The 12,193-nt window shown below is 56.8% G+C and carries 14 protein-coding genes; 9 read left to right on the top strand and 5 right to left on the bottom strand.

The features are described 5' to 3' along the window. Positions 1-7 precede the first annotated feature (7 nt). Positions 8-958: an ABC transporter substrate-binding protein gene (locus I9187_RS13905; protein WP_171237229.1), complete on the bottom strand. Its 951-nt coding sequence runs from the start codon at positions 956-958 to the stop codon at positions 8-10. On the opposite strand from I9187_RS13905, the gene I9187_RS13900 reads away from it, so the two are divergent. The 3 genes from I9187_RS13900 to I9187_RS13890 all read left to right on the top strand — a co-directional run bounded on the left by I9187_RS13900 (position 957) and on the right by I9187_RS13890 (position 2,773). Continuing rightward, positions 957-1,199 (top strand): hypothetical protein, encoded by a 243-nt coding sequence (locus I9187_RS13900; protein ID WP_171175395.1) that lies wholly within the window; start codon positions 957-959, stop codon positions 1,197-1,199. The genes I9187_RS13905 and I9187_RS13900 overlap by 2 nt on opposite strands. A gap of 176 nt (positions 1,200-1,375) precedes the next feature. Further along, complete coding sequence (locus I9187_RS13895) at positions 1,376-2,038, top strand: DNA-3-methyladenine glycosylase I (RefSeq protein ID WP_171175397.1); 663 nt, start codon at positions 1,376-1,378, stop codon at positions 2,036-2,038. 42 nt (positions 2,039-2,080) lie between these two features. Next, positions 2,081-2,773, top strand: coding sequence for a hypothetical protein (locus tag I9187_RS13890; RefSeq protein WP_171237227.1), 693 nt, complete (start codon positions 2,081-2,083; stop codon positions 2,771-2,773). On the opposite strand, the gene I9187_RS13885 is transcribed toward I9187_RS13890, so the two are convergent. Next, positions 2,764-3,168 (bottom strand): cytochrome c, encoded by a 405-nt coding sequence (locus tag I9187_RS13885; RefSeq protein ID WP_171175401.1) that lies wholly within the window; start codon positions 3,166-3,168, stop codon positions 2,764-2,766. The genes I9187_RS13890 and I9187_RS13885 overlap by 10 nt on opposite strands. A gap of 92 nt (positions 3,169-3,260) precedes the next feature. Between I9187_RS13885 and I9187_RS13880 the strand changes: the two genes are divergently transcribed. After that, the gene (locus I9187_RS13880; RefSeq protein WP_171175403.1) at positions 3,261-3,698 is read left to right on the top strand and encodes a DMT family transporter; all 438 of its coding nucleotides are present in this window, start codon (positions 3,261-3,263) and stop codon (positions 3,696-3,698) included. On the opposite strand, the gene I9187_RS13875 is transcribed toward I9187_RS13880, so the two are convergent. After that, positions 3,682-4,368, bottom strand: coding sequence for an ABC transporter ATP-binding protein (locus tag I9187_RS13875; protein ID WP_171175405.1), 687 nt, complete (start codon positions 4,366-4,368; stop codon positions 3,682-3,684). The two genes, I9187_RS13880 and I9187_RS13875, sit on opposite strands and share 17 nt — an antisense overlap. Further along, entirely contained in the window at positions 4,361-5,656 is a 1,296-nt protein-coding gene (locus I9187_RS13870) for a lipoprotein-releasing ABC transporter permease subunit (protein WP_171727833.1), read from the bottom strand. The genes I9187_RS13875 and I9187_RS13870 overlap by 8 nt, the downstream gene beginning before the upstream one ends. Positions 5,657-6,013: 357 nt before the next feature. Between I9187_RS13870 and I9187_RS13865 the strand changes: the two genes are divergently transcribed. Further along, the gene (locus I9187_RS13865; protein WP_171175409.1) at positions 6,014-6,373 is read left to right on the top strand and encodes a hypothetical protein; all 360 of its coding nucleotides are present in this window, start codon (positions 6,014-6,016) and stop codon (positions 6,371-6,373) included. 91 nt (positions 6,374-6,464) lie between these two features. On the opposite strand, the gene proS is transcribed toward I9187_RS13865, so the two are convergent. Further along, the gene (proS, locus tag I9187_RS13860; protein WP_171235493.1) at positions 6,465-7,805 is read right to left on the bottom strand and encodes a proline--tRNA ligase; all 1,341 of its coding nucleotides are present in this window, start codon (positions 7,803-7,805) and stop codon (positions 6,465-6,467) included. A 169-nt stretch (positions 7,806-7,974) separates the two neighbouring features. On the opposite strand from proS, the gene I9187_RS13855 reads away from it, so the two are divergent. The 4 genes from I9187_RS13855 (at position 7,975) to I9187_RS13840 (ending at position 12,167) form a co-directional block, all read left to right on the top strand. Further along, positions 7,975-9,339: an FAD-dependent oxidoreductase gene (locus I9187_RS13855; RefSeq protein WP_171175412.1), complete on the top strand. Its 1,365-nt coding sequence runs from the start codon at positions 7,975-7,977 to the stop codon at positions 9,337-9,339. Continuing rightward, positions 9,339-10,313, top strand: a complete 975-nt coding sequence (locus tag I9187_RS13850) for an isopenicillin N synthase family oxygenase (protein ID WP_171237223.1) — start codon at positions 9,339-9,341, stop codon at positions 10,311-10,313. Before I9187_RS13855 ends, I9187_RS13850 begins: the two co-directional genes overlap by 1 nt. A gap of 90 nt (positions 10,314-10,403) precedes the next feature. Beyond that, positions 10,404-11,477, top strand: coding sequence for an AI-2E family transporter (locus I9187_RS13845; RefSeq protein ID WP_171176236.1), 1,074 nt, complete (start codon positions 10,404-10,406; stop codon positions 11,475-11,477). Continuing rightward, complete coding sequence (locus I9187_RS13840) at positions 11,478-12,167, top strand: DnaA/Hda family protein (RefSeq protein ID WP_171727835.1); 690 nt, start codon at positions 11,478-11,480, stop codon at positions 12,165-12,167. Positions 12,168-12,193: the final 26 nt, after the last annotated feature.

Here is a 12,193-nt window from a genome sequence, read left to right as displayed (position 1 = left end):
TACGTGCTCACTGCGTCGCTGCGTCAACAACCGGACGCCACTTGCCTTCGTTTTCGGCCATCCACGCAGCAACAACTTCTTCGACCTGACCGCCATCAACGTCGATCGCACCCATCATCGGTTGCTGGTCTTCGACCGCCAGTTGATAGTTTGACAGGATTTCATAAGCGGCGGGCCACTTGTCTTCCATACCGCTCCAGCTGGCCTTGAAGATGCGAGACGGCGAGAAATCGCAGTCATTCACTGCATTGGGGTTCGGGCCCCATGCCGGATCATTAAAGCACGCCTCTTCTCCCGCAGGCAGGTCGACGAACTGAACGTCGTAGGCCGACATCGCCCAATGCGGCTGCCAGAAGGTGATCAGCAGCGGTGATTTACGCTCGGTCGAGGCGCGCAGTTCGGCGATCAGGGCACCCTCGGACCCCGCCGGAACTGCTTTGAACGGCAGTTCCAGGCCGGTCATGCGGTCTGCGCCGGGTGTGCCCCAATCGGCCGGATAGTCGACAAGACGGCCACCGGGCAGAGTTTCAGCGGTTGCGAAAACCTGCGCACAATCCTTCAGTGCCTCCCACGCGGGCAGGCCCGGGCACAGATCCGCCACGTGTGCCGGGTACGCAATGCCCTCTTTGGCATCCAAGCCCAAATCACCGATTTCAACCACGGTGCCTTCGTCGATCTTCTTGGCGTATTCGTCTGACACGTTGGACGACCAGATTTCCAGTGTCGCGTCGATGTCGCCATCGGCCAGCGCCTGGAACTGGTTCATCATACCCGCTGTCACATATTCGACGTTGTACCCAGCTGCCTTGAGCATCTCACCCGCCACATGTGTGGTCACGTGCTGACCGGTCCATTCATTGATCGCCAGTTTGATCGGTTCATCCACAGCGCCCATGTCCGCCGCCTGCGCCGCACCTGCAACACTCAGAGCCATTAGGCTTACACTCAGTTTCTTCATGGACTTTCTCCCAGTCTTAATTGTTTTCCTGAACCCGGTTATGACCTTCCTGCCGGGTCTCTTGTTTGACGACACCATCATGTCGCAACATGCACAAACTTTGTCGGAAAAGGAAAGTGTGGCGATTGTGAAAAGCAAAGTCTTTCGCCCTACTCTTTCTTTTTCGCTCCACTTAAGCGCACTTGCGGCGCTCAACCCGACCTGTCCCATGCCCCTGTTTTTCACACGGGACATTGACTGACGAGTCAATCAAAACCAAATTTCGACCGTTTGTCGAGAAATACTTTGCAAAAGCCCGTTTTTTCATCGTCAAGGTCAAAGCCCGTTATCCACCGATTCAACGCGCAAGAACTGATTCCCCATTGCAAAACCGGAACAAACGATAAACATTTTCAGCATAACCTTGAGATTGAACAAATGCGCACCTTTGACGAAATCTTCGACATCTCAGCATCACGGCACGGCGGGCCGGATGCATTGCAAGCCATGCTGCACAAACCCAAAAGCCCTGAGGAACTGGCAGCAATACCCGAAGATCGTTGGCTTGCCATGTTAACCAAATGTGTTTTTCAGGCCGGGTTCAACTGGAAGGTCATCGAGAACAAATGGGATGGTTTCGAGGTGGCATTTGACGGGTTCGACGTGGGTCGATGCGCGTTTATGGATGACGAAAAATTCGATGCGTTGCTGCAAGACAAACGAATCGTTCGCAACGGCACCAAGATCGCAGCCGTTCGTGACAATGCCGCGTTTCTGATGGAACTGCGCGAAGAAGGCGGTGCGGGCAAAGTACTGGGGGGCTGGCCCTCGGCAGATTACATCAACTTGCTGGCACTGCTGGCCAAGCGCGGGTCGCGACTGGGCGGTGCGTCTGCGCAATACGCGATGCGTTTCATAGGACGTGACAGTTTTATTCTGTCCCAGGACGTTACCGCCCGGCTGATCGCCGAAGGCGTGATCGACAAACCTGCCACGTCCAAGAAAGCGATGTTGGCCGTCCAGAAAGCTTTTAATACATGGATGGACCAATCCGGGCGGTCCTTGACCGAAATCAGCCGGGTGCTGGCCATGAGCCTGTGAAAACGGTTTGCGGAACCGGCGCGGCAGACTAGGATTCTACGTATGGTTCTGCGCGTATTTCTAGTTTCTCTCTTGTTTCTATCGTCCTGCGGTCGTCCGCTGACAGAGCCAGAGCGCGTGTTTGCAGAAAGCATCCAAGGAGAAACACTGAACCTGGATAGTGTGCGTCTGGTCGAAGGGGCTCCGGTCGCCCCGGTGACGTATTTCCGAGAGGAACGCCCACGTCAGGCTTGCCGCGAGCTTATTCTGCCGCCGGTCGAAGCTGGGCTTGTGACAGGCAAACCAGCTGCCGTCGCCCTTTTCAACAAGGTCTACTTTGCGCGCGACTGGTATCTGGAAGATTATATGACCGACTTCCCCGATCAGATGAACCTGATTGCCGCGATGCTGCTGGCCCATGAACTGACCCATGTCTGGCAATGGCAAAATCGCGCAACCACCGGCTATCACCCTTTACGGGCCGCGGCGGAGCATGGCGGGCGGCGGGATCCGTATCTGTTCGATCTGGACACCTCGCCTGACTTTTTGTCCTACGGCTTCGAACAGCAGGGCGCGATCGTCGAAGAATACGTTTGCTGCCGTGCGCTGGACCCTCAGGCCGAACGCACAGCAAGGCTCCACACTATGTTGGGCGCACATTTCGACCTGTCTCCGTTGCCGGAAAAAGGGCGTGAACGAGCGGTTCTTTTGCCGTGGAGCGAAGCCGAAGTAGACGGGATTTGCAGTCAGTCCTGAAGCGTTTCCAGATAGGCCACCAGATCCACAATAGGCTGGCTTGTCAGGATCGGCTGTCCCTGCGGCGTTTTCATCGATGTGTCCTGCCCATCAAAATACGGGCCATACACCGGCATCGGGCTGCCGTGGCTGACCAAAGGGTCCCGTCCATCGATCCGGCCAACTACGCGGGCGGTTGGGAAAAGACCATCCTGGCCGGATAAATCGGTCAAATCAGTCGGCTGCACGACCAACACACTGGCCATAGGCCCCTGCCCGGTCGCATCAATCCCATGACAGGTTGCACAATAGTGCATGTAAAGTTCTTGTCCGATCTTGGCGTCCTGCGCCAAAGCGGCCTGAGACGATACGACTGAAACCGACAATACCAGCGCACCAAGGGTTGCCTTGAACATCCTATCCTCCTGTCAAGATTGACAATTGAAGGGTTGCCCGGCGGATGTCTTGGCGCAATGATCCAGATCAACGCAGGCGGAGGGCACGGGCCATGACACAATACGCAGCGATTATGCTGGCAGCCGGGATCGGCGTCCCTATTCTTGCGGCGTTGAACGCGGCCCTAGGCAAGCTGATTGGCTCCCCAACCACCGCCGCCGTGATCCTGTTTGCGATCGCCTTTATCGCGTCGGCCTTAGTGATGCTTCTATTTCCGGGTCTCGAAGCGCTTTCCAAGGTGGCTGCGACCCCGAAACACTTGTTGCTGGCCGGTGTTCTGATCTCGTTCTATGTTCTGTCGATCACCCACGTGGCCCCGCACTTCGGTGTCGGTAACGCGGTTTTCTTTGTATTGCTGGGGCAATTGATCAGCACAGCGGCGATTGACCATTTTGGCCTATTTGGCGCTCAGATCACGCCACTGACATGGATACGAGCCGGCGGAATCGCCGTAATGGCCATAGGCGTTGCAATCACGCAACTGGCCTGAGCACCCCGCCCTCAAGCTTGACCATTCGGTCCATACGAGCCGCCAGATCCAGGTTGTGGGTCGCAATCAAGGCCGAAAGCCCTTCGTCGCGCACCAGTGCCATCAGCGCGTCAAAAACCTGATCCGAGGTTTCCGGGTCCAGATTGCCGGTCGGCTCATCCGCCAACAAAACACGCGGTGCGTTGGCCAGCGCCCGGCAAAAGGCCACACGCTGTTGTTCCCCGCCCGACAACGCCGCAGGGCGGTGGCTGGCACGTGGGGCGACGCCAACCCGATCCAGAAGGTCCATAGCCCGTGCCTGCGCAGCTTTTTCAGAAACGCCATTCGCCAGTTGTGGCAGGGTGACGTTTTCCAAAGCTGTGAATTCGGGCAGAAGGTGGTGAAACTGATACACGAACCCGACGTCCCGCCGACGTAGTGCAGTTCTGGTACGATCACCCTTGCCGGTCACGCTCTGACCGGCAATCTCGACCGAGCCTTCATCGGGCCTATCCAACAGGCCCGCGATGTGAAGAAGCGTTGATTTGCCCGCACCTGACGGAGCAACCATCGCAACGGCCTCCCCCGCGCGTAAGTCCAGATCGACCCCACGTAGTACCTGCACCTCGCCCGGTGTGCCCTTTAGGTAGGTTTTGGTCAGCCCGCTCAGACGCAATGTGACATCACTCATAACGCAACGCCTCGACCGGGTTCAGCCGTGCCGCACGACGGGCTGGGAAAAAGGTGACGATGAAAGACAGGCCAAGCGACAGGCCGATGGCCTTGAGCACGTCACTCAGGTGCAACTCGGCCGGTAAAGCGTAAATGCCGCGGATCGACGGGTCCCAGACACCACCGCCCATCACGTAATTCACAAAAGAAAAGATCGGATCGATGTAGATTGCGAATAGGCATCCCAGAATAACACCCATCGCCGTTCCTATCAGGCCGGTGAATGCACCGCAGATGAAAAAGACCCGCAGAACGGACCCTTCGCTCAGACCGATGGTCCGCAGGATGCCGATGTCTCGACCCTTGTTTTTAACCAGCATGATCAGGCCCGAAACGATATTCATCGCGGCAATCAGAACCAGAATCGAAAGGATGATGAACATCACGTTGTCTTCAACTTCCAGCGCGCGAAGAAAGCCGCCGGACGCATCCTGCCATGTCCATATCTGACTGCGTTCGCCCGAGGCCTCAATGATCGAAATCAGAATTGGACCCAGACTTTCCGGCTGCTGCACCATCACTTCGATCTCATCCGCAACACCTTCACGGTTGAAGAAACTCTGAGCTTGCGAAAACGGCATATACACGCGGGTGCGGTCGATGTCGTAGCGACCAGCTGAAAACACATAGACAACGCGATACGCGTTTACACGCGGTGAAGTGCCAAAGGCGGTCTTGACCCCATTTGGCGAGGTCAGCTTGACGACATCCCCCACGGTGGCTCCGATACTGCGCGCAACACCGGATCCAATGGCGATGACATCTTCACCTGTTTGAAACTCTGTCAGATCGCCTGCGGCCTGCTCTGCCTGGGCGATACCCGGCAAATCGAACAGATCGTCGGGTCGGATGCCAAACACCTCAACCCCACTGCTGCGGTCGCGATTGGTGATCAACACCTGCCCTTTTACCAAAGGCGCAGCCCGTTCAACTCCGGCGACCTGCGCGATCCGGGCTGCGCGATCTTCGTAATCGGCTATCGTTCGGTCGACCTGACCCTGATCATCAATTTCCCCGGACGAATAGACTGTCACATGTGCGTTGGCACCCAGAATTGTGCCCACAAATTCCGCACGGAAGCCCGACCGAACCGCCAACGTCGCAATCAGTGCGAACACTGCAAGCGTGATACCGATCAGAGAAATCCACGTCATCACACTTACACCACCTTCAGCCCTGCGGGCCCGAAGGTAACGCCAGGCGATCTTCCATTCAAAAGGGGCAAAGGGCGGGGGTGTCTTGGCCATGCCTGCTCCGGGGTGTTTCTTGTTTGCGGCGACAGTTTCGGCATTTCTCCCGATGGTCAAGCCGGTAGTCGCAAAGACCCCATACCTCGGCCCGAATGAGCCGCATTGATTCGGGTCACCACAGATAAGTCGCCGCAAAATGGATGACTTCGAAACGTAGCGTTATACCATGAGTTGTGAAGACCTTCACAGACACGACCGGATTGTTTCAGTTATGAAGTTAATCATCGCGCTTCGTGAGTCTGTGAATCGAAAAGGCAACAATGATGGTGAAATTTTATTACTCATTTTGATTATTTTTGGAAACTTTGTCACCCTAACTACGGGGGAACACATTTAACGAGCGGGGGTCGCTCAATGAATTTTCAAATTTCTACCAATGGCGCGGGCTCAATTCCGACTCGCAGGGCATCAACAGAACTGGATTGTGAAACAGCAGCACTGCTGCGCGCGGCCATTCGGCCGATCTTTGTCAGCGCGGCAAGCTGGAGCAATTTGGCAGACATCCTAAAAGAAAAAGGATATCGACTGGTGTTTCGCCAGGGCCGTTTGTGCATCACGGATCGAACAACCGACGCACGCGTTTGTGGGCTACGGTTTCTGGGCCTCGAGTTTCGTGAACTGGTCAGCCGTCTGGGTCGTCCCATTGTGGTCGCTCGAGGCGACGACGCCGATGGCGACGTTCTGGCAGAGCGTCCGACACCAGACCAAAATTAAGGCCCGGGCCGGTCGCTTTGCTTTGGCCTCAGTTAGCGGCCAGATCTGATGTACTCGCCGTGACTGTCAGCGCAGCATCCGATGATCGCGATCAGGCGATCTGCTGATAGATTTCTGCAACTTTGGTGACAGCCGCTTCGGGGCTTAGCTCTTCGCTTTCACCAGTGCGGCGGCAAGTCAGTTCAACCACACCATTCTTCAGACCACGTGGACCCACGGTGATGCGCCAAGGCAGACCGATAAGGTCCATGGTTGCAAACTTGCCCCCAGCCCGTTCTTTTCGATCATCATACAACGGCTCCAGACCCAAAGCGGTCAGCGCCGAATATATCTTGTCACAGGCCGCATCTGCTTGTTCATCACCCTGTTTCAGATTCACGATACCGCAGTGGAACGGCGTTACTCCCTCGGGCCAAATGATGCCCTTATCGTCATGGCTTGCTTCGATGATCGCACCTACCAAGCGGCTGACGCCGATACCGTGGCTGCCCATGTGTACCGGAACCGGTTTGCCATCAGGGCCCTGTACGGTCGCGCCTAGAGGTTCGGAGTATTTGGTGCCGAAATAGAAAATCTGCCCGACCTCAATACCTCGTGCAACGCGACGGCGCTCCTCGGGGATCTGGTTGAACAGCGCCGCGTCATGCGTTTCGTCGGTACGCGCGTATTTCGAAGTGAACTCTTCCAGTATGGCCTGGCACTGTTCACGGCTGTCATAGTCGATCTCGCGGTCTCCGAATGTCAGGTCGGTGACGGCACTGTCATAGAAGACCTCGGATTCACCGGTATCAGCCAGCACAAGGAATTCGTGCGTGTCATCGCCACCAATGGGGCCTGAATCGGCGCGCATCGGGATCGCCTGCAGACCCATGCGTTCGTAAGTGCGCAGATAGCTGACCAGATGGCGGTTATATGCGTGCAGCGCATCTTCCTTGGTCAGGTCAAAATTGTAGCCGTCTTTCATATAGAACTCGCGGCCCCGCATCACGCCAAAACGCGGGCGGATTTCATCGCGGAACTTCCACTGGATTTGATACAGCGTCAGCGGCAGATCTTTGTAGCTGCTTACGTGACCGCGGAAAATATCTGTCACCAGTTCTTCCGCCGTGGGCGTAAACAACATGTCCCGGTCATGCCGGTCCTTCATCCGCAGCATTTCCTGACCGTAATCGTCATAGCGCCCGGATTCGCGCCACAGATCGGCCGATTGCAAAACCGGCATCTGTATCGCGATATGGCCCGCGCGCGCCTGTTCTTCGTGCACGATGTTTTCCAGCTTGCGCAGCACTTTGAAACCCATCGGCAACCACGAATAAATCCCGGCCGCAGCCTGCTTGATCATCCCGGCACGTAGCATCAGCCGGTGGCTGACAATCTGAGCCTCAGACGGGTTTTCCTTGAGAACGGGCAGAAAGTAACGGCTCAGGCGCATAGGTGGACCTTCAAAGGTAAGAAATCGACTGCACAGGTGATTATTCCAAAGCCCCGCCGGGGGCAATCGGACATTGGCGTTTTTGCGACTTCGCGTCAGTCGGTTTTTTGATTGACCCGCCAATTGAGAATTTCAATTGTAACGGAACTGCTAATTCCACGAGGCGCCGATGCAAACAATTCAGGAACCCGCCCGCCAAATCCCTGTCATCCATCAGACCGACGTGTTGGTTGTTGGCTCTGGTCCCGCAGGGCTGGCCGCAGCACTGGCGGCGGCGCGGGCCGGGGCCGAAGTATCTCTGGTCGACCGCTTTGGTTGCATGGGCGGCAACATCACTGCTGTGGGTGTCGAGGGTTTCGCATGGTATCGCCATGAGCAAACCATTGAGGCTGGCGGAATCGGGATGGAATTCGAAACCCGCGCCAAGGACATGGGCGCGGCGGTGCCTGAAAGCCAGTCGCTCAGTTATGAACTGGACAGCGAAGGGTTCAAACTGGTGGCCGACAAGCTGGTCGAAGAGGCAGGCGTGCACCCAATGCTTCATCGCCAGTTCGTCGCCCCCATCATGGATGGCGACCGGATCACCGGCATCATCACCGAATCCAAGGCGGGGCGCGAGGCGATCCTGGCCAAAGTGGTAATCGACGCCACCGGCGACGCAGATGTGGCGCACCGCGCAGGCGCACCGACCCACAAGACCCCACGCGAAGACATGATGGCCGCCTCGGTCATGTTCCATCTGGCCGGTGTCGACAAGCGCGCCTTCATGGAGGGCGTGAAAGCCGACCCGCAAACCTATAAGGACTGGGGCGGCGGCGGTGAGTGGAATATTGAGACCAGCGGCAAAGAGGACGACATGTTCTCGCCCTTTGTTCACAAACCGTTCCAGCAGGCGATTGATCAAGGTCTGATCCCCCCGCATCTCAACACCATCGCGGGCACCTGGGGCGCAATGCATGACACGGGTGAGCTGACGTATATGAACCTCATCCATCTGGCCGAGATCGACGGGACCGACCCTGACAGCCTGACACGCGGTGAGATCGAAGGCCGCCGACAGTCGATGTTAGCCATCGATGCCCTACGAAGGTTCATGCCCGGATGCGAAAACGCGCGGCTTCGGAACTTCGGAATGACTATTGGCATCCGCGACACCCGCAAGATCGATGCCCTGTACAACATGACAGAAAACGACGCCCGCCATCAGGGTCGGTTTGAAGATACCATTGGCATTTATCCCGAATTCATAGACGGCTATGGCATTTTGATCCTGCCCACCACGGGGCGGTACATGCAGGTTCCCTATCGCTCGATGTTGCCCAAAGGGGTCAAGGGCCTGCTGGTCGCGGGCCGGTCGCATGGCGCGGACCGAGTGGCTCATGCCGCCACGCGCAACATGGCCTGTTGCGCCGTCATGGGTCAGGGTGCAGGCATTGCGGCCGCACTTTCACTCAAAAGCAATCAGGACCTGGACCAGTTGAATTTGGCACCTGTCCATACGGAACTGGAACGCCAAGGGGTCAGGATTCACTGATGGACAGCATTCCAACAATCGACATCTCGCCTCTGACCGAACCGAAAACCGATGCATACGAAGCAACGGTGCAACACATCCTTGAGGCTTGTACCGGGATCGGGTTCCTGTCCATCACCGGGACAGGCGTGACTCGGGAAACCGTTGATCAAGTCAGACGAACGACCCGAGACATCTTTGCCATCGATGAGTCGCGCAAATGGGATCAGGCCATCACCCGCGAAAACTATCGCGGCTATATTCCCATGGGGTTCTTCACTCCCAACGATGGCTCGGGCAAGGCCGACAAATATGAAGGGTACAAGCTGCACCACGAGGTTGCAGAAGACGCGCCGATACGTGCGGATTGTGCTCTGTACGGACCAAACCTCTGGCCGGATGAGGTGCCAAGTGCCAAGGCGACCATTCTGGACTATTGGGCCCAACTGGATCGCGTTACCGATCTGTTGCTCGGCGCATTAGAAAACGGTCTGGGTTTGAAGCCCGACGCTCTGCGCAGTGCGTTTCAGAACCCTATGACCAACATGACCCTTCTGCACTACCCGCCGCAGGCAGACGATGAAACGGGCTATGGCATCCATCCGCACAAAGACACGGACGCACTGACCATCATCGCCCCTGATCCGGTGGGTGGACTTGAGGTTCAAACGCGTGACGGTGGATGGATCACACCGGATTGCCCACCCGGCGGCTTTGTGGTCAACATTGGCGATATGCTAGAGCTATGGTCAGGCGGGCGATTGAAATCCACACCACATCGGGTGGTAAACCGGTCAGGCAAAGAGCGATACTCTTTCCCTTACTTCGCCGTCCCCCGCCACGATGTTATTGTCCAGCCGTTGCTGCCCACGCTACCTGGTTTCGACCGACCTGCTGTCCATTGCGGACATTGGTCTGCAGAAATCTGGCGTACCAATTGGCCTGATGAAGCCGCAGACGAGGACACGCCGGAACTGGGGACGCTACAGGACTAACCGCCGCAATTTCAGGCCACATGAAGCGCTTGCATCACGGGGCTTGATACGCCAAGAACACCGTCAATGACCTGCCAAAAGGGGATCGCGATGGCATTGCCGGTTAAGGATCAACTAAGATACTGGGGCTTCGCCGCTGCGGTTTTTGCGTTGATCCTCTGGGCCTTGGGAGACGTCCTGCTGCCGTTTGTGATCGGCGGGGCCATTGCCTACTTCCTTGATCCTGTCGCGGATAGGCTTGAGCGGCTTGGCCTTTCGCGCATGGCGGCCACAGCTATCATCACGGTTGTGGGCGTATTGGGGTTCGTGTTGGCAATCCTGATGGTCGTACCCGCCTTGATCACACAGCTATTGGACCTGGTTGATGTCTTGCCGGCCCTGTTCAAAGAGTTGCGCGGCTTTATCGAAAGACAGTTTCCGTCCCTTTTGGATCGGGAATCAAGCACGCACCAGATGTTGGTATCTTTTGGCGATACTTTGAAGTCCAAGACAGGGGATGTTCTGCAGACGGTGCTGACCTCTCTGGGGTCCGCAATCAACATTGTGGTTCTGCTGGTCATCGTACCGGTTGTCGCGGTCTATATGCTGTTGGACTGGGACCGCATGATCGCTCGCATCGGAGAGCTTTTGCCACGCGACCACGCCCCAACCATCAAGCGGCTGGCGGTCGAGATTGACGCCGTTTTGGCCTCTTTCGTGCGCGGGATGGGTACCGTTTGCCTTATCCTTGGCACATATTACGCGGTCGCTCTGATGCTCGCGGGTCTGCAATTCGGCCTGATCGTAGGCTTTATTGCGGGGTTGGTCACGTTCATTCCTTATCTGGGCGCCTTGATTGGTGGAACGCTGGCCATTGGGCTCGCGCTGTTTCAGTTCTGGGGCGATTGGGCACATATCGGTTTGATAGCGGGCATATTTGCCATTGGCCAGGTCACCGAAGGGAATTTCCTGACACCCAAATTGGTCGGCAACTCTGTAGGGTTACACCCGGTCTGGCTGCTGCTGGCGCTTTCGGTCTTTGGCGCATTGTTTGGCTTTGTCGGTATGCTGATCGCAGTCCCCGTCGCAGCAGCGCTTGGCGTGCTGGCGCGGTTTGCAACTTCGCTGTATCTGGACAGCAGACTTTACACCGGTCTTGAAAGTCAGGATCAGGAAACCGAGTAAATGGCCCGACAACTCAGCTTTGACCTGCCCGCCAAAACTGCGCTTGGGCGTGAGGATTTCTTTGTCTCGCCTTCCAATGCTCTGGCGGTTGCGATGATTTCGGCCACGTCTTGGCCCGGAAACAAGCTGGTACTGAGCGGACCGGCGGGCGCGGGCAAAACTCATCTGGCGCATGTCTGGGCCGCTGAAACCGGCGGTCGGATCGTTCAGGCAGCAGACCTGCGCTATGACGACGTACCTGATCTGGCGCGAGGACCGATCGCCGTCGAAGATGTACCCATGGTCGCCGGGGATTTGGAACAGCAGAAAACACTGTTTCACCTGCACAATCTGGTGCTGGCCGAAGGGCATGCCTTGTTAATGACCGGCAGGCTTGCACCGAAATTTTGGGAACTGCCCCTGGCGGATCTTCAAAGCCGCGTTGAAGGGGCCCATCACGTCGCATTGGACCCGCCTGACGACGCGCTTCTGGGCGCGGTGCTGGCCAAACTGTTTGTGGATCGTCAGTTGAATCCTGGCCCCGAAGTCATCGCTTATCTCGTGAAACATATGGATCGACGGTTTGAAACCGCTGCAAACGTTGTTGCGCAACTCGACCATCTGGCATTAGCGGAAAAGCGTGACATCACACGCGCATTGGCCGTTCGGATTTTGAACACAAGCCCGGACGAGGTCGACACGGGTGATTGACCCGCAAGCTCCAATTTCGCATCCTC

The organism is Ruegeria sp. HKCCE4148 (assembly GCF_017872495.1).
Lineage (GTDB): Bacteria > Pseudomonadota > Alphaproteobacteria > Rhodobacterales > Rhodobacteraceae > Ruegeria.
Note: the sequence above shows the minus strand (reverse complement) of the source record. Positions and strands in the feature narration are given on the sequence as shown.

Bases quoted from the DNA above. Each gene is read 5' to 3' on its own strand.
- I9187_RS13900 (WP_171175395.1), top strand. From the start codon at position 957: ATGGACTTTCTCCCAGTCTTAATTGTTTTCCTGAACCCGGTTATGACC.
- I9187_RS13905 (WP_171237229.1), bottom strand. From the start codon at position 958: ATGAAGAAACTGAGTGTAAGCCTAATGGCTCTGAGTGTTGCAGGTGCG.
- I9187_RS13895 (WP_171175397.1), top strand. From the start codon at position 1,376: ATGCGCACCTTTGACGAAATCTTCGACATCTCAGCATCACGGCACGGC.
- I9187_RS13890 (WP_171237227.1), top strand. From the start codon at position 2,081: ATGGTTCTGCGCGTATTTCTAGTTTCTCTCTTGTTTCTATCGTCCTGC.
- I9187_RS13885 (WP_171175401.1), bottom strand. From the start codon at position 3,168: ATGTTCAAGGCAACCCTTGGTGCGCTGGTATTGTCGGTTTCAGTCGTA.
- I9187_RS13880 (WP_171175403.1), top strand. From the start codon at position 3,261: ATGACACAATACGCAGCGATTATGCTGGCAGCCGGGATCGGCGTCCCT.
- I9187_RS13875 (WP_171175405.1), bottom strand. From the start codon at position 4,368: ATGAGTGATGTCACATTGCGTCTGAGCGGGCTGACCAAAACCTACCTA.
- I9187_RS13870 (WP_171727833.1), bottom strand. From the start codon at position 5,656: ATGGCCAAGACACCCCCGCCCTTTGCCCCTTTTGAATGGAAGATCGCC.
- I9187_RS13865 (WP_171175409.1), top strand. From the start codon at position 6,014: ATGAATTTTCAAATTTCTACCAATGGCGCGGGCTCAATTCCGACTCGC.
- proS (WP_171235493.1), bottom strand. From the start codon at position 7,805: ATGCGCCTGAGCCGTTACTTTCTGCCCGTTCTCAAGGAAAACCCGTCT.
- I9187_RS13855 (WP_171175412.1), top strand. From the start codon at position 7,975: ATGCAAACAATTCAGGAACCCGCCCGCCAAATCCCTGTCATCCATCAG.
- I9187_RS13850 (WP_171237223.1), top strand. From the start codon at position 9,339: ATGGACAGCATTCCAACAATCGACATCTCGCCTCTGACCGAACCGAAA.
- I9187_RS13845 (WP_171176236.1), top strand. From the start codon at position 10,404: ATGGCATTGCCGGTTAAGGATCAACTAAGATACTGGGGCTTCGCCGCT.
- I9187_RS13840 (WP_171727835.1), top strand. From the start codon at position 11,478: ATGGCCCGACAACTCAGCTTTGACCTGCCCGCCAAAACTGCGCTTGGG.